Genomic DNA, 22,622 nt, shown 5'->3' with positions numbered 1-22,622 from the left:
GTGACGTCGACGTCAGTGCGCGCGGCCGTACGGTGGGAGCGACCGGTGTGCGGTGCTGCGGTTGATCGGTCCCACCTCCTCGGCTCGTCGCGGGGCGCGCTGCGGCGCCGCGCCCAACTTACCGTACGACCGCCTGCCGTACGACCGTCTACCGTTCGACCGCCGCGTTGACGGTGTGCAGGGCGGCGGTCGCGGCCTCGGCGGTGGGGTGCGGCCAGCCGTGCACGGTGATGGTGGCGCGCTCGCCGGGCAGCAGCGTGGTCAGGCCGCGGTCGGCGGTCGCGGCCGGGCCGAGCCGGTCTGCTTGCAGCAGCAGGTCGCGCAGCAGCGTGCGGGCGGTGACGGTGATCTCGACCGCGGGCGCGGCCCCCTCCGGGCCGCCGGCGCCGTCCCCGCGGACGGCCAACTCCAGGTCCCAGCGCGGCCGCGGGTACGCGAAGTCCTTGTCGCGGGCGGGGAACCAGTACGCGCGCAGCCCGTCGGCGCCGGAGCCCGCATCCGCATCGGCATCCGCATCGGCATCGGCGGTGAGGAGTTGCGTCGTGCTGCCGGCCGCGGGCCGGAGCTGCTCGGGGACCGGGAGGTCGGCGACGGTGCGGGCGGCCGCGGTGAACGGCACCCGGGCCTCAGCGAGCACCTCGCCGTCGACCGAGACGCGGCGCAGCAGCACTGCGCCGGACCACCCCTGCCCGGCCTGGTTGACCACGGCGAGCACCAGGGCGCCGTCCCGCTCCTGGAAGGTCAGCAGCCGGTCGGCGTAGAGCCGCTTCAGCTCGTGGTGGAGCGGCTTGGGCCGGCCGTCGCCGTCGATCGCGGCCCACGAGGTCACCGGCCAGCAGTCGTTGAGCTGCCAGACGATCGTGCCGGCGCAGCGCGGCCAGTGCGAGCGCCAGTGCTCGACGCCGGTGGCGACGGCCCTGGCCTGGTTGACCTGGGTGAGGTAGTGCCAGGTGTCGAAGTCGGCCGGGACCGGGAAGTGGCGGGCCAGGCCCCGTTCGAGCTTGCCGTTGCCGTCGCCGGCCTTCTGGTGGTGCAGCATGCCGGGCGAGTCGGGTGCGAGCGGCTCGTCGCCGATCGCGCGGCGGACGGTGGCGTAGGCGGGCGGGGCCTGCCAGCCGAACTCGGCGACGAAGCGCGGGACGCTGTCGCGGTATTCGGTGTAGTCGGTGCGGTTCCACACGTCCCAGGAGTGGGCGGTGCCGTGGTCGGGGTCGTTGGGGTGGTGCTGCCAGGAGCCGGACCAGGGGCTGCCGGGCCAGTACGGGCGGGTCGGGTCGGTCTCGGCCACGATCCGCGGCAGCACGCCGAGGTAGTAGCCCTCGCCCCAGGAGTCGGTGGCCAGTTCCGGCTCCCACTCCCAGTCGCGGAAGCCCCACAGGTTCTCGTTGTTGCCGTTCCACAGCACCAGCGAGGGGTGCGGGGCGAGCCGGGCCACGTTCTCCCGCGCCTCCGCCTCGACCTCGGCGCGCAGCGGCTGCTCCTCGGGGTAGGCCGCGCACGCGAAGAGGAAGTCCTGCCAGACCAGCAGCCCCAACTCGTCGCAGGCGTCGTAGAAGTCGTCGCTCTCGTAGATCCCGCCGCCCCACACCCGGACCAGGTCCACGCCCGCGTCGACGGCCTGCTCCAGCCGGGTCCGGTAGCGCCGCGCGTCGATCCGGCTGGGGAAGACGTCGTCGGGAATCCAGTTCACGCCGCGCGCGAAGAGCGCGGTGCCGTTCACCACCAGGGTGAACGCCGATCCGTGCGCGTCGGGCGCGGTGTCCAGCTCGACGGTGCGGAAGCCGATCCGCCGCTGCCACGCGTCGAGCGGGTCGGCGCCGTCCAGGACGGTCACCTCGCAGTCGTACAGCGGCTGTTCGCCGTAGCCGCGCGGCCACCACAGCCGGGCGTCGGGCACGTCGCAGGCGACCGTGAGGTGGTCGGTGCCGGGCGCGGCGGTGGTCTCGGTGACGGTGTCGCCGACCCGCAGCCGTACGGTCAGCGGCCGGGCCGTGCCGGAGGGGGTGCGTTCCAGGTCGATCCGCGCCTCGACCCGGCCGGTGCCCGCGTCGATGGTGGCCAGCGGGATCACCCGGGCGAGCCGGGCGGTGGACCAGCGCTCGACGCGCACCTGCTTCCAGATCCCGGCGGTGACCAGCGTCGGCCCCCAGTCCCAGCCGAACGAGCAGGCCATCTTGCGCAGGTACTGGAACGGCTCGGGGTAGGCGTTCGGCCGGTCGCCGACCAGGGCGCGGACCCGTTCGGCCTCGGTGTAGGCGGAGGTGAAGGCGACGGCCAGCGGGGTGCCGCCGGTGGCGTCCGGCCGGCCGGTGACGTCGAAGCGGTAGCCGCGGTGCATGTTGCGGGTGGTGCCGAGCACGCGCCCGCCGAGCCGCACCTCGGCGACGGTGTCGAGCCCGTCGAAGACCAGGTCGGTGCGCTCGTGGCCGGGCCCGTCGAGCCGCGGCAGCGCCGTTTCGTACGTCCAGTCCGCGCGGCCGACCCAGGCCACCTCGGTCTCGTTGCGGTCGAGATACGGGTCGGGGATCACCCCGGCGGCCATCAGGTCGGTGTGCACGCAGCCGGGCACCTGCGCGGGCACGCTGCCGCGGTCGGGAAGGCGCAGCTCCCAGCCGTCGGCGACCGGCGTGATGTCCTTCATGCGTACTCCCCTGCCTGCTGGTCCGTCGGCGCCAAAGGACGGCGCGGATCAAACGGTAAAGCACGCCGAACACGACATGACAGAGGGGGCACTTGACGAGCGGGGGGCCGCGCGCTGAACCGCTCCAGTCGCGGCGGGCGCGCCGGCCCTGCTACCGGCCGGCGACCGGGCCCCCGCCCGCCCCACCCGGACGGCCCGCGCCGCCCGGACTGCCCGGACTGCCCGGACCGCCTGCCCCGTCGTGCTCGGCCGCTCCGGCGCGGTCGGCCGCCGCGCCGCGGTGGCGCAGGGCCAGCGCCAGGCAGGTGGTGGTCGCGGCGACGGCCGGCGCGGCGACCAGCCGGGCCCACGAGGTGTGCGCCAGCGGCGCTTCCGCGGCGAGGAAGACCAGCGCGCAGGCGGCCGCCGTCACCAGCGCGGTACCGGGCTCGGGGCGCCCGGTGGGGGCGGTGGCGCCGGTGGTCCAGGCGTCGGTGAGCAGCAGGTAGGCCAGCAGCAGGGCGCCGACGCACGCGCCGAGCCACACCGGCGGGTCGGTCATGGCGGCGATGACGATCGAGGCCGCGGCCAGGATGGTGCAGCGGCGTCGGGCCGCCAGCGCGGGCCAGCGCATCGAGGTCTGCGCGGGCCGCTCGTCGACCATCGGGCTCGCCCACCAGCCCAGGACCGCGGCCGCCACCACCAGCGCCACCATCAGCTTGGAACCGTGCACGGCGGCCGGCGGGTCGCAGGCGGCCACCACGAGCGCGGTGCCCACGCAGCGGACGGCGAGCCGGGCGACACGCGGGCCGCCCGCCATACGGCTCATCGGGAACCTCCGTGGATGCGGGTGCGCAGCAGCGGCGCCAGCGCCAGGTCGAGGGTCTGGCCCGGCTGGTGGGCGATCAGCGCGATGCCGCGCTCGATCAGCGCGAACCGGATCGCCTGGCGGTTGGCCCGCCACAGCCGCAGCGCCATGGCCGCGTGGTCGTCGCCGGGTTCGACCTGCGGGTCGCCGGAGGGGATCTCCACGACGACCATCGGGTTGGCGCCGGCCCGGATCTGGTGCAGCGCGTCGAGGATGCGCTGGTCGGTGAGCGGGGTGAAGACGTAGACGAGCGCGCCCTCGGGCAGCGCGCGCGGGGCCAGCCGGATCGGTCCCGCGCCCCGGTGGGCGAAGTCCTTGCGGACCTCCAGCACGCTCTCCACGATCCGGTAGAAGTAGGCGTCGCCGCTGCCGGGTTGCAGCCACCGCGTGGTCCCGCCGACCGCGACCACCCCGACCCGGTCGTGCGTCCGCAAATACGCCCGGACCAGGCCCGCCGCCGCACGGAACGTCTCGTCCAACGACGACAGACCCGTCACCGGATCACGGATGTCGCCCAGCACATCGAGCATCACCACGGTGTCAGCGGCCCGCTCCGCCGCGAACTGATGCAGTTGCAGCGACCCGCGCCGCGTCGTCGCGGGCCAGTTGATCCGCCGCTGCCGCTCCCCACGCACGTACGGATGCACCCCGATCACCTCGATCCCCTCCCCCCGCTGCGGCGACGCGTGCTCCCCCAGCCGCGTCGGCAACCGCACCGGAATCGGCGTCAGCCCCGCCGCCGCCGGCAACGGAAAGACCGCCACCTCACCCAGATCCACCCGCACCGTCCGCCGCGCCACACCCCCCGCGTCATAGAGATCGACATCCACCGTGCCCAACGTCCACCGCCCCCACCGCTCAGCGGTGAACCGCAGTTCCAGATGGGCCCCACCCACGGCAAGCGCGTCCAGCCGCACGCCCGGGCCGAGCATGACCCCGGGGTCGAGCCGGCCGACGGTGCCGTCATGGGCCACCGCGATCCTGGCGACGACCTGCTCGCCCTCGAAGCAGCGCCGCGCGTCGACCCGCACGGTGGTCTCGACCCGCCCCGGGCGGGGGCCGAGCGGCAGGGACAACGCGAGCAGCGTCAGCGGGATCGCGGCGAGCGCGAGCACCCACGCGTGCCCGCTGACCAGGGCGGCGGCCAGGCCGACCACGGCCACGGTGCTCCAGCCCAGGGCGCGTTCGCCGACCCGCCAGCCGCGCGGCGGCTCGGGCGGCGCGTGGGTGGCGGCGCCCTCCCCCGCCTGCGCCCTGCCGCCCAGGGCGCGTTCGACGGCCCGCGCGCGCCGGTCCGACGGGTCCATACGGGCCCCGGTGCCGGTGGTGCGGGTGGGGCCGGGCGCGGGCGGGCCGCCGGGCGGCGCCGTCCCGGTCATGACGAGGCGGTGGCTCGGGGCAGCGTCTGCGGCGCGGGCACGGTCGCGACGATCTCCCGGATCACCTCGTCCGCGTCGATCTGCCGCACCCACAGCTCGGGCTTCAGCGTCACGCGGTGTGCCAGCGCCGGCACCGCGACCGACTTCACGTCCTCCGGCGTCGCGTAGTCCCGCAGCGCCATCACCGCGCGGGCGCGCGCCAGTTGCACCAGCGCCAGGCCGCCACGCGGCGACGCGCCCACCTGCACGTGCTGGTGCGCCCGGGTCGCGCCCACCAGCGCCACCACGTACTCCAGCAGGTCGTCGTCGACCTCGACGTGCTCCACCGCGGTCCGCATCGCCAGCACCTCGGCCGGACCCGACAGCGGCCGCAGCCGGGCCTCCGGCGCCGCGCGCGCCACCCGGGCCCGCAGCATGCCGACCTCGTCGTCCGCGGGCAGGTATCCCATCCGCACCCGCAGCAGGAAGCGGTCCAGCTGCGCCTCGGGGAGGGTGTACGTCCCCTCGTACTCGATCGGGTTCGCGGTCGCCACCACCACGAACGGGTCGGGCAGCGCCCGGGTGCTGCCGTCCACGGAGACCTGCGACTCGGCCATCGCCTCCAGCAGCGCCGCCTGCGTCTTCGGCGGGGTCCGGTTCACCTCGTCGGCCAGCAGCAGGTGGGTGAAGACCGGCCCGGCCCGGAACACCATCTCGCCCGACCGCTGGTCGTAGAACGGCGCCCCGGTCACGTCGGACGGCAGCAGGTCGGGGGTGAACTGGATACGCCGGAAGTCCAGCCCCAGCACGGTCGCGAAGGAGCGTGCCAGCAGCGTCTTGCCCAGGCCCGGCAGGTCCTCGATCAGCACGTGCCCGCCGGCCAGGATGCCCAGCATCACCAGCGCCAGCGGCTCCGGCTTGCCCACCACCGCGCCCCGCACCTCGTCCAGCACCTCGGCCGCCCGTGCCCCGGCCTGTTGCGGCGACAGCGTCACAGCGTCCTGGGCGGACGATTTCTCACTACTCACAACGACATTCCTCACTTCGCGAAGGCTGGGCGAACAGGGCGGACGGGGGTGGACTCGGTGGGCGGGGCGGCCCGCTCGGGGGCGAGCGGGCGGGGGCGGGGGCGGCGGGCGGGAACGTGTGGACCGCGGCGGCAGGTCACAGCGCTTCGAGCCGGTCCAGCAGCGCGGCGAGCACGGGCTCCGGCAGTTCGGGCTCCGGCGGCGGCTGGTTCAGGTCGATCCACGGCCACAGGTCGGCGCCGACCAGCGCGGCGGCCCGCTGCGGGGCGCGCTCCGGGTCGATGCCGTGCTGCTCGGCCAGCCGGGCCGCGAAGACCCGCTGGAGTTGCGGCCGCAGCGTGGTGGCGAAGTGCACGGCCCCCTTCTCGCCGAGCGAGTGGTCCACGATCCGCTGCCACTCGCCGAGCGCGGGGGCGCGGCTGTTCAGCAGCCGGACGGCCCTGCGGTAGCCGCTGTCCTGGGCGTCGCCGCCGGCGACGTAGCGGGCGGCGACGAGCGCGACGACGGCGAGCAGCACCAGCGCGGTGCCGGCCGCCGCGACGCCGTCCGTGAGGGCGACCAGCGCGACCGCGAGGACACCGCCCGCGACGAGGGCGGCGACCAGGGTGCGCGAGGACGCCGGCCGGTCGGAGGGGTCGGCCTCGGGGGCATGGGGGGCCGACCGGGCGTCGGGTGCGCGGGTCACGAGGCGGCCCCCGCCCCGGCGGCCTCGGCCGACCCTTCGGTGCCGTCCGTGCCGTCGGCCCGCCGTTCGAGCTGTGCGGCGATCTCGGACAGCGCGTCGGAGGCCCTCCGGCGGTGGCCGTCGTCCATGGGGTGGGTGGAGTAGCGGGCCTCGCGGAACAGTTCGGTCAGCTCGCCGGCGGCCGGGCCGGCCGGCAGACCGCCCGCCGCGGCCCGCTCCAGCAGGTCCTGCGGGCTGTCCGAGGCGCGCCGGGCGACCCCGGACGCGGCGAGCGAGGTCTCCATCGCCACGTAGCAGGCGATCACCGCGGCCCGGGCGTCGTCGTTGTCGAGCAGCGCGCGTCGGCCGGAGCGCACGGCCTGGGCGAGGAGTTCCTCGTCGTCCGCCACGACGCTGAAGACGCCGCTGGGCGCCGTGTGTTCGACCCGCCGCAGCATCCGCAGCAGGTACCGGACGGCATAGGCGACCGCGGCGACGGCGACGGCGATCAGCAGGCCGACCGCGAGGTGCAGCAGCCAGCCCGGGATGTGCAGCGACCCCTTGTCGGACGAGACGTGGGAGGGCTTCACCGTGCGGGGCGGCACGGTCTGGAACGAGCGCGGCCGCCCGGGCCGGTAGTCCAGACCGGGGCCGGTCCGGAAGTCGTGCAGGGCGAGCAGCAGCACGGGCACGGCAGCCGGCGCGATCATCAGGGTGTGGCGGACGACGTCCGCCAGCCGCTGCTGGGTGGCGGTGCGGTGCTCGTCGTACGGGCTGAACCGCTCGCGGTAGCGCCTGTTGGCCGCGATCGCGGCCACCAGCCACAGGACCGCGACGCCGAACGCGGCTGCGTTGCCGCCCAGCGGCCCGCGGCCCCGGCTGTCCGTCAGGCTGTCGGGGCGCAGCAGCAGGGCCGCCACGCCGATGCCCGCCACCACGATGACGGCCAGGGCCACTCGGCCCCCGCCCGATCCCGTGCCGCTCGCGCCTGTTCCCGGTTCCCGCCCCGTCAATCGCAACGCCTCCCCCTCGCGCTGGGCAGCTTGGCACACCGCGCTGTGCGCGTCACGGGCAGGGGTCGGCCGCCGCTCCCCCGGTGCCCGCTCTCCCGCGTTGCGGACCGCCCACGCCGCGCCAAGCATGGACGCATGGTCGACACGGCTCCGTTCGACGTGATCAGCGCGGGTCTCGCCGAGGTGCACGGGCAGTTCCTGCCGGTCACGGACGGCGAGGTCGCGTCGTACATCCCCAAGCTCGCGCTCGCCGATCCGAACGACTTCGGGCTGGCGCTGGTGAGCATGGACGGACACCGCTACCAGGCCGGGCGCTCCCAGGTGCCGTTCTCGATCCAGTCGGTCGCCAAGCCCTTCGTGTACGCGCTGGCGCTCGCGGAGCTGGGGCTCGACGAGATCCACCGCTGGGTGGGCAACGAGCCGAGCGGCGACGCGTTCAACGCGATCAGCCTGGAGCGCGGCACCGGGCGCCCGGCGAACCCGATGATCAACGCGGGTGCGATCGCGACCACCGACCTGGTCCCGGCGGACAGCCCGGAGGAGCGGTTCGCGCGGGTACTGGAGGGCCTGAGCGCGTTCGCCGGGCACCGGCTGGAGGTCGACGAGGAGGTGTACCGCTCGGAGTCCGCGACCGGCGACCGCAACCGCGCCCTGGCCTACCTGATGCACGCCGCCGGCTCGCTGCGCACCGAGCCGCGCGCCGCGGTGGAGACGTACTTCCGGCAGTGCGCGGTCCGGGTGAACACCGTGGACCTGGCCGTGATGGCGGCGACGCTGGCCACCGGCGGCGTCAACCCGGTGACCGGAAGGACCGTGGTGCCCGAGCGGGTCGCGGTGCAGGTGCTGGCGGTGATGGCGACCTGCGGGATGTACGACGCGGCCGGCGACTGGCTGGTACGGGTCGGGCTGCCGGCCAAGAGCGGCGTGTCGGGCGGGCTGGCGGCGGCGAGTCCGGGCCGGTTCGGGCTCGCCTGCTACAGCCCGCCGCTGGACCCCACCGGCAGCCCGGTGCGGGCGGTGGCGGCGCTGCGCGAGGTGTCCCGGCGGCTCGGGCTGCACCTGATGCAACCGCCCGCGCCGGGCCCGGCCACGGTCACGGCGTGCACGACGGCGGAGCACTGGCCCCCCGCCGCGGACCGCCCGCCGCAGGAGCGGGAGCTGCTGGCGCGCGAGGCGCGGCGGATCGCGCTGGTGGCCGCGCGCGGCGAGCTGGACTTCACGGCGGTGGAGCGGGTGCTGTACGCGCTGGCGTCGGTGGCGCCGGACCGCCCGGGGTGGCTGGTGCTGGACCTCGCCGAGGTGATGTGGGTACGGCCGACGGCCCGGACGATGCTGACGGCGGCGCTGGCGCGGGTCACCGCCGCCGGGCACCGGGTGTGCGTGGTGACCGGCGCGGAGCCGTACGGGCACGGCGAGCTGACGACGGGCGCGGAGGTGCGCGGGAGCCGGGCGGACGCGGTGGCCTGGGCCGAGGACGGGCTGGTCGGCGAGTCCGCTGGGCTGCGGAAGTCGACTGATTGATATATCCAGGAAAGGACAGAAGTGGAAGACAACCGCAAGACGACCAGACGGTTCGGGGGCCGCGTCCGCGGCTGACGGCGCGACCGCACGCCCCCAGCCGTACGCGTCCGCCCGCTCCGGCCCCGCGCGCGTCCCACGCGCTCCGTCGCCGCCCGCGTCTTCGCCAGCCGCCGGAAAGGTCCGCCCATGCCCTCCATGCACCAGCCGCTGACTCCTGCCGCGCTCGCCGAACTGCGCCGGCCCCGCAAGTACCCGGCGGTCTCGGTGCTGCTGCCCACCCACCGGCGCGAGCCGGACAACGCGCAGGACGCCGTACGGCTGCGCAACCTCCTGGAGGAGGCGAAGAACGCGGTGCACAGCGACCCGGAGGTGGCCAGGGCGGACCGGATCGACGTGATCGGCCAGCTCGACCAGGCGCTGGCCGAGGTGGACCTGGTGTACGCGGAGGAGGGGCTGGCGATCTTCGCCGCGCCCGGCGAGCACCACGTGTGGTCGCTGGAGCGGTCGGTGCCGGAGCGGGTGCTGCTGGCGCAGACGTTCCTGACCCGCAACCTGGTGGCGGCCTACGCGGCGAACCAGCCGTTCCGGGTGCTGGCGCTGTCCGCGGACGTGGCCACGATGTGGAGCGGCGGGCGGCAGCACACGCCGCGGCAGGAGAAGGGGCCCTTCCCGGTGCGGCGGGCCCCGATCGACTTCGACCCGGAGCGGCAGGAGCGGATCGGGGACACCCCGAGCATCTTCAACGACGAGGACACCCGGGTCTTCCTGCGGGAGGTCACCGAGGCCGTGGCGGCGGCGCAGGCGGCCGACCCGCGGCCGCTGTACCTGGTCGGCGAGCCGGAGGCGATCAGCGCGCTGGACGAGGTCGGGCCGGTGGCCAGGGACGCGGTGGCGCACGTCGGCCACGGCGGTCTGGCCCAGGGCCCGGGCGAGGCGCTGGCCAGGGCGGTCGCCGACGCCGACCGGGAGCGCGACGAGCGGGCGGTGGCGGCCGTGCTGGACGACCTGGACCGGGCCCGCGGCCGCAAGGAGTTCGCCGGCGGCGTGGACGAGGTGTGGCAGTCGGTGACCGAGGGCCGCGCCTCGCTGGTGGCGATCGAGGACGGCTACCGGACCACGGTCAGGGACGACGGTGAGCACCTGGTGCCGGCCGCTGCGGAGGAGCACGGCGCGCGCGACGACATCGTGGACGAGATCGCCGAGCAGGCGCTGGACACCGGGGCGCGGGTGCGGTTCGTCCCCGACGGGCACCTCGCGGACTCCGGTCACATCGCGGCGGTACTGCGGTACTGACCGAGCCGGGCGCGGGCGCCGACGGGTGCCGGTCCCACGGCTCCGGAAGGAGTCCGCTCGGCAGTGCCAACTGCCGCTCCACACCTATACGATGAGGTTCCGGTTCACGGCGGGGGCGGTGGAATCAACACATGGTTGACGGGGACGGGGCGGCGCCCGGGGCGGCGACCCTGGCGGAGAAGATCGACGCGCTCTTCCGCGTGGTGCGCAGGCCGGACCGCGAGGCGTACACCCACGAGGAAGTCGCGCGGGCCTGCCGGGAGGCGACCGGGGAGAGCTTCTCGACCACCTACCTGTGGCAGTTGCGCACCGGGCGGCGGACCAATCCGACCAAGCGCCATCTGGAGGCGCTCGCGCAGTTCTTCCAGATTCCGGTCGCGTACTTCTTCGACGACGAGCAGGGCGCGCGGATCGCCGCCGAACTGGAGCTGCTCGGCGCCCTGCGGGACGCCGGAGTGCGCAGTGTCGCCCTGCGGGCGGTGAACCTCTCGCCGGAAGGCATGGGCACCATCAGCGACATGATCGATCTGATCGCCAAACGCGAGGCCGAGCGGAACTCGCCGTAGCGCGGGGCCGTTCCGCATCGTCAGGGAGTGCGGCGGGCGGGGTCCGGGACGCGGGGGTTCCGGGGCCCGAGGCAACAGGGGTTCGAAGGAAACCGAGCGAGACGGGACCCGAGGGAAGCAGGGTTCCGGACAGGCGGGACCGTTCGGTGCCGGGACGCGGGGGTCCCGGCACCGGCGCCGGGGGTCCCGGAGTTCCGGTCAGTGCGCGGCGTCGGGCATCGGCGTCGCGCGAGCGGCGGTCGCCGGTGGCGATGGGGGTGATGCACGTGAGAGCGCGGGCAACCACACACGGCGTGCTGTGGGACAAGTACCGGCAGGCCATGGGCGACACCGTGCTGCCCAGACCGTTCGACGAGCTGGCGCTGATCGCCCGGCTCGCCGCGCGGCGCGGCCGGCCGATCGAGCTGATCCCGGTCGACGCGTTGCCGAACCTGCCGTGCGGGCTGCTGATGGTCACCGACCAGGCCGACTGCATCGTCTACGCCACGGACACCAGCACGCTGCACCAGCGGCACATCCTGCTGCACGAGGCGGCTCACCTGGTGTGCGGGCACGACCGGGTCGAGCCCGTCCCCGGGGCCGGGGGCCGCGATGTCCCGCCGGGGTCGCGGGCGCTGCTCCCCCACCTGCCCGACGCCCTGGTCCGCCGGGTGCTGGGCCGGACCGTCTACAGCGAGCCGCAGGAGCACGAGGCGGAGTTACTGGCGTCGCTGATCTGCTCGCGCGTCGCGCGCGAGGCGGACACGCCGCAGCTCGCGGAGGGCCAGCAGCGCCGGCTGGGGTCGATGTTCGGCGCGCCGCCCGCCCGGGGCGGGGCGCGTGGTTGACACCGGGACGTACGGCGCAGGCGGCCTGCTGATCGCGTTCGCCTGCTACCGGATGGTGGTCGCCCGGCGCGGCGAGCCCGACCCCGCGATGCGGTACATCGGCTGGTTCGCGATGTCGATGGGCGCGGCGCTGCTGGTGCTGGCGCCGGCCTCGGTGGCGGCGCTGGACCGGTTCGCGCCACTGCCGCGGGCGGGGGTGCTGCTCGGCGCCGAGCTGAAGATGTGCGCGCTGACCGCGCTGGCGCTGATCGCCCGGGCGCTGGGCGAGCCGGGACACGGCACGCAGCGGCGGCTGACCTGGCAGGCGCTGGCCACGGCCGTCGCCATGGCCGCGCTCTTCCTCCCGGCGGGCCTGCGCGACCAGGGCGGCACCGGGTTCGTGGACGGCACCTCGGACCGCTGGCTGCTGGCCGGCTACGACCTGCTGTTCGTGGTGTACTCGCTGCGCTGCCTGGCGCTGTTCACCACGCTGCTGGGCCGCCACGCCCGCCGGATGCCGCCCAGCGCGCTGCGCACCGGGCTGCGGCTGATGCAGGCGAGCGGCGCGGTCGGGGCGCTGTGGACGCTGCTGCTGCTCCCGGACGCCGCGCACGTCCTGCGCTGGGGCCGGCAGGACACCGCGGAGGACTTCGGGTCGGCGGCGCTCGCGGTGGCCTGCGTGCTGCTCGCGGTGGGCGGGGCGACCGCCACCACGTGGCGCCGGGTGCTGGCCGCGCCGGTGCGGCTGGTGCGCGCCGCGCGTGCGTACCGGGCGCTGGAGCCGCTGTGGTCGGCGCTGTACGAGGCGCACCCGGGGATCGCGCTGCGGCCGTCGAAGGCGGGTCGGCGCCGCACCGGGAAGCCGGCGCTGCGGGACATGCAGTTCGCGCTGTACCGGCGGGTGATCGAGATCCACGACGGCCGGCTGTCGCTGCGGCCTTACTATCCGGCCGACGTCCGGGCCTGGCTGGCTGAGCGGGGCGCGGCCGGGGCGCCTGCCGTGTCGGGTCCGGCCGCGGTGGCGGCGCTGCCGCCCGGCTGTGCGTCGTCGGACGCGGTGACCGAGGCGGCGGCGCTGGCGGCGGCCGTGGAGGCGCGCCGCGCGGGGCTCCAACCGCCGCCGCGGCGGGCGGCGTTGACGGCGGCCGCCCTGCCGCGCACCGGGACCATCGACGGGGACGTGGCCTGGCTGATGGTGGTCGCGCAGGCGTTCACGGCGCTGACGGCGGCGGGCCGGCCGGTGGAACGCCGGACATGAAAGCGCCCCGGCCGGGACGGGGGGACCAGGCCGGGGCAGTCACGAGGTGATCCGGCGCGCACGTCAGGCGCTCCCGATCACAAACTTAGTTTAACACTCAATGAGCGTAGTCGAATCCACGGGGGGTCGGCGCGGTCCGCATGGGGGTCGCGGCCGGCACAGAGGCGTCGTCGGCCTGCGCGTCGGCGGCCGCCTCGGCCCCGGCGCCCGCACCGCCCTCCGCGCCCGCTCCGGCCGCACCCGCTCCGGCCGCGGCCGTGGGCAGCGCCTCGGCGGCGGGGCGGTCCTCGCCCAGCAGGTCCCGGAACTTCAGACCGTCGGCGGGCAGGTCGCGCCGCCACGCCATCGCCACCAGGGGCGCGAACAGGGCGAGCCCCGCACTCAGCGAGCTGGTCACCGACAGCCGCACCAGCGTGCCGTCGGCGTGCGGCAGCAGGTCGAAGCCGTAGAGCGGGACCTGGGTGCCCAGCGGGCCCCACATCCGCTGACCGCGGAACGCTATCCGGCGACCGGGCTCGAAGTCGGCGCAGACCAGCCGGTGGAACCGGCGCCGGCCCGGGAAGCGGTAGCGGTAGACCGCGTTGACCCCCGGCTGTACGTACGCCGACGCGACCGAGGACACCCCCGAGCTCCACAGGGCGAGGTTGCGGGCGTCGGCGAGAAAGTCGAAGACCTCCGTCGGTGTACGCCGCACGAACACGTTCGTGGACACGCAAGGCATCGCAAAACCTCCCCGGTAGCGGCGTGGGCGGCTGCCGTGCGCGGGCGCGGACCGATGGACGGTTCGTGCGCCGGACGGGCGGTCGCCTGCTTCACTCCTCTTCCACAGCGTGCCCCGCAAAACCGCCCATGTCGTGGCAATGGGACCAATCGAGTGAGAACGCTGCGTGCACGGGGGTGATCAAGCGGTGCCGAGGACCGATAGCCTGACCTGGTGGAAGAGCAGAAGTTGCCGGCACGTTTCGAGCGCGGCACCGACGGACCGAAAGTGATCGTCGCCGGGCTCGACGGCTCGGATTCCTCCTGGCGGGCCGCGGCGTACGCCGGTGGTCTGGCCCGCCGGCAGCACGCCCTGCTCGCACTCGTGTATGTGCAGCCCTACATCGCCGGCGGCGCCGCGCTCGGCGTGCCGGTGTCGGAGGCGGACACCGGGATCGCGGAGCAGCTCCTCGCCGACATCCGCGACTCGGTGGAGCGGATGCGCGGGACCTTCACGGTGCGCTGGGAGTTCCACACCTTCCGCGGCGACCCCTACAACGGCCTGGCGATGGCTGCCGACCAGCTCACCGCCGACGCGGTCGTGGTCGGCGCCTCGGAGCGGGCCGGGCACCGGCTGGTCGGCTCGGTCGCGGTGCGCCTGGTGAAGTCCGGCCGCTGGCCGGTCACGGTCGTGCCGTAGCCCCCTCGCCATGGTCCCGGTCGCACGCGGGCGTGCGACCGGGACCCGACCGGCATGCCCGGTCCGCCCCCTCGGCCTCCCTCAGCGGGCGGCCTGGGCGGGCGCGTACTTGTAGCCGACCCGGCGGACGGTCACGATGCTGCCGCGGTGCTCGGCGCCCAACTTCCGCCGCAGCCGGGCGATGTGGACGTCCACGGTGCGGCCGTCCCCGACGTGGCCGTATCCCCACACGGTGGTGACCAGCTGGTCGCGGGAGTGCACCCGGTGCGGGTGCGCGACCAGGTGGGCGAGCAACTCGAACTCCAGGTAGGTCAGGTCCAGCGGGCGGCCGTCGACGGCGGCGGTGCGGCGCTCGCCGTCTATGAGCACCGGCGCGACGGGCAGCGCCGGCCCGCCCCGCTGCTGCTCCACCACGGTCTCGACGACCGGCTCGACGGCGTACTGGTACGGGTCGGCGGCCGGCACCGGCTGATCGGCGCGGGCCCGGTCGGCCGGGACCAGCACCAGGTAGCCGACCATCGGGGCACCACCGGCCACCGCGGGCAGCACATGCCCGGGCGCGGGCAGCCAAGTGGCGCCGGGCGGAAGGAAGTCGGGGGCGGGCGGGACCTCGTCGGGCCGCACCGCGCGCAGCCGCTGCCGGGCGGCGGGCGGCGCGGGTACGGCGGCGGGTGCGGACGGGATGTGCGAGACGTTCGACATGGTTTCGGCTCTTTCGCGCGATGGGTCGGGAGGACTCCGTCGTGCGCGGGACCGGAAACGTGCTGGTGCCGACGGCAACCGGCGCTGGGGCCGGAAGCGGTGCGAGGTCAGCGGGCGACGTGGTTCCGCGCGGGGATCGCGCGGCAACACCAGCGGTCGAAGTGGTGCTCCTGCCGGGACGGCCAGAAGGGCTCGAGGTCGTCGCGACCTGTCCCGGGGTCAGTGATGCTGGCCATGCCCCTATTGAACCAGACCCCGCGCCCCCGGTGTGAGGGTCCGGCAGGGTCCGCGACGTGTCCGCGGTCACGCTCCCGGCGCCACGCCCCGCCGTCCGCACCCCACTCGGCGGTCGCGGCACCGCCCGGGGCTACGCTGAGGCGTCGAGCTGAAGGAGTCGCCATGCAGATCCACCACGTGCTCACCACCCTGGCGGTCAACCAGTCCCCCGGACCCGGGCCGGTGATGCGCACGTTCATCGTGGTGTCGGTCGTCGGCGCCGCGTTCCTGGGCTGGTTCCTCCTCCGCGGCTACCGCGACTGAGGAAGTACGGCGCGACAGTTCGCCCGGGCCCCTTGGAAGCAGCTGCTCTCCCGCGGAAGAGCAGTGCCTGATTCAGGGGCGCGGGGAACTGCGCGACCAGCCACCCACCGACCGCAAGGTCCGGGTAGCCACAGGACGGGCCACCCTCAGCGGATCGGCACCCCGGCCAGCGTGCGGGCTATGACGAGCCGCTGGATCTCGCTGGTCCCCTCGAAAATCGTGTAGATCGCGCTGTCCCGGTGCATCCGCTCCACCGGGTACTCCCGGGTGTAGCCGTTGCCCCCGAGGATCTGGATCGCCTGCGCCGTGACCTTCTTCGCGGTCTCGCTGGCGAACAGCTTGGACATGGAGCCCTCCGCCGAGGTGAACGGGCGGCCGGCGGTGGCCATCCAGGACGCCCGCCACACCAGCAGCCGCGCCGCGTCGATCTGCGTGCGCATATCGGCGAGTTGGAAGGCGACGCCCTGGTTGTCGATGATCGGGCGGCCGAACTGCTCGCGGGTCTTGGCGTATTCGAGGGCGTAGTCGTAGGCAGCGCGCGCGGTGCCGACCGCCATCGCGCCGACCGCCGGGCGGGACGCCTCGAACGTGGCCATCGCCGCGTTCTTCACCCTCTCCGCACCGTCGCCGGACTTCGCCCGCTGACGGGCGCGGGCCAGCCGCTCGTCGAGCTTCTCCTTGCCGCCGAGCAGGCAGTCGCCGGGCACGCGGACGTCCTCCAGTACGACCTCGGCGGTGTGCGAGGCGCGGATGCCGTGCTTCTTGAACTTCTGCCCCTGGGACAGGCCGGGGGTGCCGGGCGGCACGATGAAGGAGGCGTGGCCCTTGGTGCCGAGTTCCGGGTCGACCACGGCCACCACCACGTGCACGTTGGCGATGCCGCCGTTGGTGGCCCAGGTCTTGGTGCCGTTGAGCACCCACTCGTCGGTGGCCTGGTCGTAGACCGCGCGGGTGCGCATCGAGCCGACGTCGGAGCCGGCGTCCGGCTCGGAGGAGCAGAAGGCGGCCACCTTCACGTCGGCGGCGTCGCCGTACATCTGCGGCACCCAGGTGCCGATCTGCTCCTCGGTGCCGTTGGCGAGCACGCCGACGGCGGCCAGGCCGGTGCCGACGATGGACAGCGCGATGCCCGCGTCACCCCAGAACAGCTCCTCCATGGTCATGGGGATGCCCAGGCCGGTCGGGTCGAAGAACTGCTGGGCGTAGAAATCCAGCGAGTACAGCCCTATCTTGGCGGCCTCCTGGATGATGGGCCAGGGCGTCTCCTCGCGCTCGTCCCACTCGGCGGCGGCCGGGCGCATCACGTCGGCGGCGAAACCGTGAATCCATTCGCGCACGGACTGCTGTTCGTCGTTGAGTTCGAGCGTGAAGTCGCCCATGGTCCCCTCCACGTACTGGTTACTTGCGGTAACAGCAGTCTGTTACCGTGCGGTAGGGAATGTCAACTCACCGAGCGCCGAGCCGTGGAGTGCCCCGGGGGTGTTACGTTGCGCGCATAAAGCTGCAGTACACGAGCAGTGCAGACGAGCAGTTGACCCATGGCGCCCGGTGACACACGAGCGCGGCGAACGACCGGGAGGCGCACGGTGGACACCGGGCATCGGCAGGATCAGCGGACCGCCACCGAGCGCCGCCGTACCGAACTGCTGGAGGCCGCCGAACGCGTGGTGCTGCGCGAGGGCCCCGAGGCGTCGATGAACGCGATCGCCGCGGAGGCGGGCATCACCAAGCCGATCCTCTACCGGCACTTCGGTGACAAGTCCGGGCTGTACCGGGCACTGGCCAAGCGGCACACCGACGCGCTGCTGGCGACGCTGCGCACCGCGCTGGACTCCCCCGGGGACCGTCGCGACCGGGTCGAGGCGACCTTGCACGCGTACCTGTCCGCGATCGAGACCCGGCCGCAGGTCTACCGGTTCCTCATGCACCCGGCGGAGACGCCCGCGGCCGACGGAGAGAAGGGGTTCGACGTCGGCCGCCACCAGGTGCCGCTGCTGCGGCGGATGGGCGAGGACCTCGGCGACGTGATCGCCGAGCGGCTCGACCTCGGGCCCGACACCCGGCAGGTCGCGCGCGTGTGGGGGCACGGGATCGTCGGGATGATGTACGCCGCCGGCGACTGGTGGCTGGGCGAGCGGCCCTGCTCCCGGGACGAACTCGTGCGGACCCTGGCGGATTTGCTGTGGGGTCGGCTCACCCTCGCGGGTGACCGCGCCGGCAGCCGCGGACTGTAGGGCGCCGCTGACCCCCCGGGCCGCCCGGTCCCGTCCGTCCAGGGGCCACCTCGCGGTGGTGGGTCAGCGCGCGGTTCCTCGCACCCCTGACCCCCCGGGCCGCCCGGTCCCGTCCGTCCAGGGGCCACCTCGCGGTGGTGGGTCAGCGCGCAGTTCCGCCCTCAGCGCTTCGCCTGGGAGGCGCCCTCAGCGCCCACTTACGGGTGCACGCCGTCCGTGGCCTGCCCCCGCCGGCCCGTGGCCGGGCTGCGGCGTCGACCGTCGCGGCGGTCGTCTCCCCCATCCGGAAGTCGATAGGCTGGGCCTGGCCAGCTCGGCCGAAGTCGAGGAGGAAGCACCCACGATGGCAGGCAACTCTGAGCCGCTGACGCCGCGGGCGAAGCTCGCCGTGACGGCGGGCAGGGCCGCGGCGGCGGTCTCCCGCGCCGCAGGCAAGGGCAGTGGATCGGTGATCGGCGGCAAGGTCGCGCTGAGGTTCGACCCCGACCTGCTCGCGCGCCTCGCCCGCCACCTGGACGTCGTACTGGTGTCGGCCACCAACGGCAAGACCACGACGACCCGGTTGCTCGCCGAGGCGCTGCGCGCGGGCGGCCCCGTGGTCTCGAACGCGCTGGGCGCGAACATGCCCGCCGGCATCACGTCGGCGCTGGCCGGCGGCTCCGACGCCAGGTTCGGCGTGATCGAGGTGGACGAGAAGTACCTCGCGGGCGTGGCGCGGGACACCACCCCGAAGGCGATCGCGCTGCTCAACCTCTCCCGGGACCAGCTGGACCGGGCCGCCGAGACCCGGATGCTCGCCGAGAAGTGGCGCGAGGGGCTGGCCGGTTCCGAGGCGATCGTCGTCGCCAACGCCGACGACCCGCTGATCGTGTGGGCCGCGTCGTCGAGCCCGACCGTGGTGTGGGTGGCCGCCGGCCAGGAGTGGAAGGACGACGCCTGGTCGTGCCCGTCCTGCGGCGGGGTGCTCCAGCGCCCCTCCGACGACTGGTTCTGCTCCGAGTGCGGTTTCCGCCGCCCGACCCCGACGTGGGGGCTGTCCGGCGACCACGTGGTCGATCCGTACGGCGTCGCGTGGCCGATCCACCTCCAGCTGCCCGGCCGCGCCAACAAGTCCAACGCGGCGGTGTCCACCGCGGTCGCCGCGGCCTTCGGCATCGACCCCAAGGTCGCGCTGGAGCGGATGTACAAGGTGCAGGCGGTCGCCGGGCGCTACGACGTGGTCACCTACCAGCAGCGCCAGGTGCGGCTGCTGCTGGCGAAGAACCCGGCGGGCTGGCTGGAGACGTTCTCGCTGATCGACCAGCCGCCGGCGCCGGTGATCCTGTCGGTGAACGCGCGCGGCGCCGACGGCACCGACACCTCCTGGCTGTGGGACGTGGACTACACCCGGCTGGCCGGGCACCCGATCATGGTGCTCGGTGACCGCCGGCTGGACCTGGCGGTGCGGCTGGAGGTGGCCGGACTGCAGTTCCGGGTCTGCGCCGACCTGGACGAGGCGGTGCGCAACGCGCCGCCCGGCCGGATCGAGGCGATCGCCAACTACACCGCGTTCCAGGACCTGCGCCGCAAGGTCGGAAACTGAACGGGCAGGCGGGCCCCGCGGACGACCCGTGGTCGCCGCAGGCCCGGCCCCAGGCCCGATCCCGACGGACCCGAGGAGAAGCACGCATGAGTGATTCCAGCCTGCGCCTGGTGTGGGTCTACCCCGACCTGCTCAGCACCTACGGCGACCAGGGCAACGCGCTGGTGGTGGAGCGGCGCGCGCAGCAGCGCCGGGTGCCGGTCACCCGGGTCGACGTCCGCTCCGACCAGCCGATCCCGACCTCCGGCGACATCTACCTGATCGGCGGGGGCGAGGACCGCCCGCAGCGGCTGGCGGCCGAGCGGCTGCGCCGTGACGGCGGGCTGAACCGGGCGGTGGCCAACGGCGCGATCGTCTTCTCGGTGTGCGCGGGCTACCAGATCCTCGGCCACGAGTTCGTCAACGACCTGGGCCGGCCCGAGGCGGGCCTGGGACTGCTGGACGTGGTGAGCACGCGTGGCGAGGGCGAGCGCTGCGTCGGCGACGTGCTGGCGGACATCGACCCGCAGTTGGGGCTGCCGCCGCTGACCGGGTTCGAGAACCACCAGGGCGTCACGCACCTCGGCCCGGCCGCCCGCCCGTTCGCCCGCACCCGGGTCGGCCGCGGCAACGGCACCGGCGACGGCACCGAAGGGGCGTTCAACGACACGGTGTTCGGCACGTACATGCACGGCCCGGTGATGGCCCGCAACCCGCACATCGCCGATCTGCTGATCAAGCTGGCGCTGGACGTCAACGCGCTGCCGCCGGTCGACGACCAGTGGTACGACGCGCTCCGCGAGGAGCGGATCGCCGCGGCCGTGCAACCCGCCTGACCCGTACCGCGGGCGGTGCCGGAGCCGGCAGCGGTCCGGCACCGTCACGCTGTGCGGAGGTGACCTGCTGTTGGGGTAATCGTCAGGTGTCCGAAGTGCGGTCGCCGTGGAGGCGTGGACGGCGCGATCGGTAAGCTGGGCCCGATCCATCCGGACGACGGGGTCCGGCCGTCCGGTTGAGTTGCAGGAGTAGCGAGCGATGCGTATTGGTGTCCTGACCAGCGGCGGCGACTGCCCCGGGCTGAACGCCGTCATCCGGTCCGTGGTGCACCGCGCCGTGGTCGACCACGGTGACGAGGTCATCGGCTTCCACGACGGGTGGAAGGGCCTGCTCGAATGCGACTACCGCAAGCTCGACCTCGACGCCGTCAGCGGCATCCTGGCCCGCGGCGGCACCATCCTGGGCTCGTCCCGGGTGCAGCCGGCGCATCTGCGCGGCGGGGTGGAGCAGGCCCGCGGCCATGTCGCCGACCTCGGCCTGGACGCGATCATCCCGATAGGTGGTGAGGGCACCCTCAAGGCGGCCCGGCTGCTGTCGGACGCGGGCCTGCCGATCGTGGGCGTGCCGAAGACGATCGACAACGACATCTCCTCCACCGACGTCACCTTCGGCTTCGACACCGCCGTGACCGTCGCCACCGAGGCGCTGGACCGGCTGAAGACCACCGCGGAGTCGCACCAGCGGGTGCTGATCGTGGAGGTCATGGGCCGGCACACCGGGTGGATCGCGCTGCACTCGGGCATGGCGGCCGGCGCGCACGCGATCGTGGTGCCGGAGCGGCCGTTCGACGTGCAGGAGCTGACCGACGTGGTCGGCAAGCGGTTCGAGGCGGGCAAGAAGTTCGCGATCGTGGTGGTCTCCGAGGGCGCCAAGCCCCGCGAGGGCACGATGGACTTCACCTCCGGCGCGACCGACGTCTACGGACACGAGCGGTTCACCGGTGTGGCCAACCAGCTCTCGGTGGAGCTGGAGGAGCGGCTGGGCAAGGAGGCGCGCCCGGTGATCCTCGGCCACGTGCAGCGCGGTGGCACCCCCACGGCGTACGACCGGGTGCTCGCCACCCGCTTCGGCTGGCACGCGGTGGAAGCGGTGCACCACGGCCGGTTCGGCATGATGACGGCGCTGCGCGGCACCGACATCAACCTGGTGCCGCTGTCGGAGGCGGTCGAGCACCTCAAGACGGTGCCGGCCGAGCGGTACACCGAGGCCGAGTGCGTGCTGTGAGCCGTACGCCCCGCCTGTCCTCCTGAGCACGCCGCGGCCGCCCGCCGCGACCCGCTGTTGACGCCCCCGGTCGGATCGACGACCGGGGGCGGTTCTAGTCTGGTGCGGGCACATCGGGTGAAGGAGTGACAGATGGATCACGGCGGTTCGGCCTTGCTGGCCATGCCGGGAATGCCGGGCATGGACGCGGACCTTCCGCCGTTCACGCTCGGCCGCGGGCTGGCCTTCGGCGGTGACCCGTTCTTCCTGGTGCTGTGCGTGGTGCTGCTCGCGCTGTACGGCTGGGGGGTGATCCGGCTGCGGGCGCGCGGCGACCGGTGGGCACCCAGCCGCACGATCTCCTTCGTGGTCGGCGTGCTGACCGTCGGCCTCACGATGTGCACCAAGCTCAACGACTACGGCATGGCGATGTTCAGCGTGCACATGGTGCAGCACATGGTGCTCAGCATGCTCTCGCCGATCCTGCTGCTGCTGGGCGCGCCGGTGACCCTGGCGCTGCGGGCGCTGCCGACCGCCGGGAACGGCCGCACCGGCCCGCGCGAGCTGCTGGTGAAGCTGCTGCACAGCCGCCTGATGCGGGTGGTCACCCACCCGGCGTTCACCATCCCGCTGTTCGTGGCGAGCCTGTACGGGCTGTACTTCACGCCGATCTTCGACAGCCTGATGCGCAGCCAGGCCGGGCACATCGCGATGATGGTGCACTTCCTCGCGGTCGGCCTGGTGTTCTTCTGGCCGATCATGGGTGTCGACCCCGGGCCGCATCGGCCGGGCTATGTGATGCGGATGCTGGAGCTGTTCGCGGGGATGCCGTTCCACGCGTTCTTCGGGATCGCGCTGATGATGGCGAGCCAGCCGATGGTCACCACCTTCAAGCACCCGCCGGCCTCGCTGGGCGTGCACCCGCTCAGCGACCAGACCGCCGCTGGTGGTATCGCCTGGGCGTTCAGCGAGATCCCGTCGGTGGTCGTGCTGGTGGCCCTGCTGTTCCAGTGGTACACCTCCGAGAAACGGCAGGCGCGCCGCACCGACCGGGCCGCCGACCGCAACGGGGATGCGGAGCTCGTCGCGTACAACGCCTACCTGGCGTCACTGCAGGCGCGCAGTCGCGGTTGACCGAAGGGGGGCCCGTG

Annotated in this window: 22 protein-coding genes; 12 read left to right on the top strand and 10 right to left on the bottom strand. The window is 74.1% G+C overall.

What is annotated here, in order from left to right; translation table 11 throughout:
* Nucleotides 1–148 precede the first annotated feature (148 nt).
* The 6 genes from OG896_RS38940 to OG896_RS38915 form a co-directional block, all read right to left on the bottom strand.
* Entirely contained in the window at nucleotides 149–2,641 is a 2,493-nt protein-coding gene (locus OG896_RS38940; RefSeq protein WP_329373105.1) for a glycoside hydrolase family 2 protein, read from the bottom strand.
* A 151-nt stretch (nucleotides 2,642–2,792) separates the two neighbouring features.
* The gene (locus OG896_RS38935; protein ID WP_329373103.1) at nucleotides 2,793–3,449 is read right to left on the bottom strand and encodes a hypothetical protein; all 657 of its coding nucleotides are present in this window, start codon (nucleotides 3,447–3,449) and stop codon (nucleotides 2,793–2,795) included.
* Nucleotides 3,446–4,867, bottom strand: a complete 1,422-nt coding sequence (locus OG896_RS38930; protein WP_329373101.1) for a DUF58 domain-containing protein — start codon at nucleotides 4,865–4,867, stop codon at nucleotides 3,446–3,448. The genes OG896_RS38935 and OG896_RS38930 overlap by 4 nt, the downstream gene beginning before the upstream one ends.
* On the bottom strand, nucleotides 4,864–5,874 hold the full coding sequence (locus OG896_RS38925; protein WP_329373100.1) for an AAA family ATPase: 1,011 nt from the start codon (nucleotides 5,872–5,874) through the stop codon (nucleotides 4,864–4,866). The genes OG896_RS38930 and OG896_RS38925 overlap by 4 nt, the downstream gene beginning before the upstream one ends.
* A 136-nt stretch (nucleotides 5,875–6,010) precedes the next feature.
* The gene (locus tag OG896_RS38920) at nucleotides 6,011–6,559 is read right to left on the bottom strand and encodes a hypothetical protein (protein WP_329373097.1); all 549 of its coding nucleotides are present in this window, start codon (nucleotides 6,557–6,559) and stop codon (nucleotides 6,011–6,013) included.
* Entirely contained in the window at nucleotides 6,556–7,494 is a 939-nt protein-coding gene (locus OG896_RS38915) for a DUF4129 domain-containing protein (RefSeq protein WP_329373095.1), read from the bottom strand. Before OG896_RS38915 ends, OG896_RS38920 begins: the two co-directional genes overlap by 4 nt.
* 192 nt (nucleotides 7,495–7,686) lie before the next feature.
* Here OG896_RS38915 and glsA point away from each other — a divergent pair, with 192 nt between their 5' ends.
* From glsA to OG896_RS38890, 5 genes are all read left to right on the top strand, one after another.
* Nucleotides 7,687–9,072: a glutaminase A gene (gene glsA / locus OG896_RS38910; protein ID WP_329373093.1), complete on the top strand. Its 1,386-nt coding sequence runs from the start codon at nucleotides 7,687–7,689 to the stop codon at nucleotides 9,070–9,072.
* Between the two features lie 195 nt (nucleotides 9,073–9,267).
* Nucleotides 9,268–10,365 (top strand): baeRF3 domain-containing protein, encoded by a 1,098-nt coding sequence (locus OG896_RS38905; RefSeq protein ID WP_329374564.1) that lies wholly within the window; start codon nucleotides 9,268–9,270, stop codon nucleotides 10,363–10,365.
* A gap of 131 nt (nucleotides 10,366–10,496) precedes the next feature.
* Nucleotides 10,497–10,931 carry an XRE family transcriptional regulator gene (locus tag OG896_RS38900; protein WP_328459855.1) on the top strand — a complete coding sequence of 145 codons (435 nt, stop codon included), beginning with the start codon at nucleotides 10,497–10,499 and terminating at the stop codon, nucleotides 10,929–10,931.
* A 266-nt stretch (nucleotides 10,932–11,197) separates the two neighbouring features.
* On the top strand, nucleotides 11,198–11,758 hold the full coding sequence (locus tag OG896_RS38895) for a ParH-like protein (RefSeq protein WP_329373091.1): 561 nt from the start codon (nucleotides 11,198–11,200) through the stop codon (nucleotides 11,756–11,758).
* Nucleotides 11,751–12,995, top strand: coding sequence for an MAB_1171c family putative transporter (locus OG896_RS38890; protein ID WP_329373089.1), 1,245 nt, complete (start codon nucleotides 11,751–11,753; stop codon nucleotides 12,993–12,995). The genes OG896_RS38895 and OG896_RS38890 overlap by 8 nt, the downstream gene beginning before the upstream one ends.
* A 97-nt stretch (nucleotides 12,996–13,092) precedes the next feature.
* On the opposite strand, the gene OG896_RS38885 is transcribed toward OG896_RS38890, so the two are convergent.
* A complete protein-coding gene (locus OG896_RS38885; RefSeq protein ID WP_329373087.1) occupies nucleotides 13,093–13,707 on the bottom strand; it encodes an SRPBCC family protein in 615 nt (204 codons plus the stop codon).
* A gap of 222 nt (nucleotides 13,708–13,929) precedes the next feature.
* Here OG896_RS38885 and OG896_RS38880 point away from each other — a divergent pair, with 222 nt between their 5' ends.
* Nucleotides 13,930–14,394, top strand: a complete 465-nt coding sequence (locus OG896_RS38880) for a universal stress protein (RefSeq protein ID WP_328459863.1) — start codon at nucleotides 13,930–13,932, stop codon at nucleotides 14,392–14,394.
* A gap of 81 nt (nucleotides 14,395–14,475) precedes the next feature.
* On the opposite strand, the gene OG896_RS38875 is transcribed toward OG896_RS38880, so the two are convergent.
* Nucleotides 14,476–15,096, bottom strand: coding sequence for a winged helix-turn-helix domain-containing protein (locus OG896_RS38875; RefSeq protein WP_329373084.1), 621 nt, complete (start codon nucleotides 15,094–15,096; stop codon nucleotides 14,476–14,478).
* A 107-nt stretch (nucleotides 15,097–15,203) separates the two neighbouring features.
* Complete coding sequence (locus OG896_RS38870; RefSeq protein ID WP_328459867.1) at nucleotides 15,204–15,332, bottom strand: hypothetical protein; 129 nt, start codon at nucleotides 15,330–15,332, stop codon at nucleotides 15,204–15,206.
* A gap of 163 nt (nucleotides 15,333–15,495) precedes the next feature.
* On the opposite strand from OG896_RS38870, the gene OG896_RS38865 reads away from it, so the two are divergent.
* Nucleotides 15,496–15,636 carry a hypothetical protein gene (locus OG896_RS38865; RefSeq protein ID WP_328459869.1) on the top strand — a complete coding sequence of 47 codons (141 nt, stop codon included), beginning with the start codon at nucleotides 15,496–15,498 and terminating at the stop codon, nucleotides 15,634–15,636.
* Between the two features lie 146 nt (nucleotides 15,637–15,782).
* Here the strand turns inward: OG896_RS38865 and OG896_RS38860 are convergent, their stop codons facing one another.
* Nucleotides 15,783–17,015 carry an acyl-CoA dehydrogenase family protein gene (locus OG896_RS38860; RefSeq protein ID WP_329373081.1) on the bottom strand — a complete coding sequence of 411 codons (1,233 nt, stop codon included), beginning with the start codon at nucleotides 17,013–17,015 and terminating at the stop codon, nucleotides 15,783–15,785.
* Nucleotides 17,016–17,222: 207 nt separating this feature from the next.
* Between OG896_RS38860 and OG896_RS38855 the strand changes: the two genes are divergently transcribed.
* The 5 genes from OG896_RS38855 (at nucleotide 17,223) to OG896_RS38835 (ending at nucleotide 22,605) form a co-directional block, all read left to right on the top strand.
* Complete coding sequence (locus tag OG896_RS38855) at nucleotides 17,223–17,870, top strand: TetR family transcriptional regulator (protein ID WP_328459874.1); 648 nt, start codon at nucleotides 17,223–17,225, stop codon at nucleotides 17,868–17,870.
* Nucleotides 17,871–18,213: 343 nt separating this feature from the next.
* Complete coding sequence (locus OG896_RS38850) at nucleotides 18,214–19,452, top strand: Mur ligase family protein (RefSeq protein WP_328459876.1); 1,239 nt, start codon at nucleotides 18,214–18,216, stop codon at nucleotides 19,450–19,452.
* An 86-nt stretch (nucleotides 19,453–19,538) separates the two neighbouring features.
* Nucleotides 19,539–20,267: a type 1 glutamine amidotransferase gene (locus tag OG896_RS38845; RefSeq protein ID WP_329373079.1), complete on the top strand. Its 729-nt coding sequence runs from the start codon at nucleotides 19,539–19,541 to the stop codon at nucleotides 20,265–20,267.
* A 199-nt stretch (nucleotides 20,268–20,466) separates the two neighbouring features.
* Nucleotides 20,467–21,492, top strand: a complete 1,026-nt coding sequence (locus OG896_RS38840) for a 6-phosphofructokinase (RefSeq protein ID WP_328459880.1) — start codon at nucleotides 20,467–20,469, stop codon at nucleotides 21,490–21,492.
* Between the two features lie 132 nt (nucleotides 21,493–21,624).
* Complete coding sequence (locus tag OG896_RS38835; RefSeq protein WP_329373076.1) at nucleotides 21,625–22,605, top strand: cytochrome c oxidase assembly protein; 981 nt, start codon at nucleotides 21,625–21,627, stop codon at nucleotides 22,603–22,605.
* Nucleotides 22,606–22,622 lie beyond the last annotated feature (17 nt).

It is taken from the genome of Streptomyces sp. NBC_00669, assembly GCF_036226785.1.
Lineage (GTDB): Bacteria > Actinomycetota > Actinomycetes > Streptomycetales > Streptomycetaceae > Actinacidiphila.
The sequence above is the reverse complement of the archived record's forward strand: the minus strand, read 5'-3'. Positions and strand labels throughout refer to the sequence as shown.

Coding starts and splice junctions, on each gene's coding strand:
- OG896_RS38940 (WP_329373105.1), bottom strand. CDS start 2,641: ATGAAGGACATCACGCCGGTCGCCGACGGCTGGGAGCTGCGCCTTCCC.
- OG896_RS38935 (WP_329373103.1), bottom strand. CDS start 3,449: ATGAGCCGTATGGCGGGCGGCCCGCGTGTCGCCCGGCTCGCCGTCCGC.
- OG896_RS38930 (WP_329373101.1), bottom strand. CDS start 4,867: ATGACCGGGACGGCGCCGCCCGGCGGCCCGCCCGCGCCCGGCCCCACC.
- glsA (WP_329373093.1), top strand. CDS start 7,687: ATGGTCGACACGGCTCCGTTCGACGTGATCAGCGCGGGTCTCGCCGAG.
- OG896_RS38905 (WP_329374564.1), top strand. CDS start 9,268: ATGCACCAGCCGCTGACTCCTGCCGCGCTCGCCGAACTGCGCCGGCCC.
- OG896_RS38900 (WP_328459855.1), top strand. CDS start 10,497: ATGGTTGACGGGGACGGGGCGGCGCCCGGGGCGGCGACCCTGGCGGAG.
- OG896_RS38875 (WP_329373084.1), bottom strand. CDS start 15,096: ATGTCGAACGTCTCGCACATCCCGTCCGCACCCGCCGCCGTACCCGCG.
- OG896_RS38870 (WP_328459867.1), bottom strand. CDS start 15,332: ATGGCCAGCATCACTGACCCCGGGACAGGTCGCGACGACCTCGAGCCC.
- OG896_RS38865 (WP_328459869.1), top strand. CDS start 15,496: ATGCAGATCCACCACGTGCTCACCACCCTGGCGGTCAACCAGTCCCCC.
- OG896_RS38860 (WP_329373081.1), bottom strand. CDS start 17,015: ATGGGCGACTTCACGCTCGAACTCAACGACGAACAGCAGTCCGTGCGC.
- OG896_RS38850 (WP_328459876.1), top strand. CDS start 18,214: ATGGCAGGCAACTCTGAGCCGCTGACGCCGCGGGCGAAGCTCGCCGTG.
- OG896_RS38845 (WP_329373079.1), top strand. CDS start 19,539: ATGAGTGATTCCAGCCTGCGCCTGGTGTGGGTCTACCCCGACCTGCTC.
- OG896_RS38840 (WP_328459880.1), top strand. CDS start 20,467: ATGCGTATTGGTGTCCTGACCAGCGGCGGCGACTGCCCCGGGCTGAAC.
- OG896_RS38835 (WP_329373076.1), top strand. CDS start 21,625: ATGGATCACGGCGGTTCGGCCTTGCTGGCCATGCCGGGAATGCCGGGC.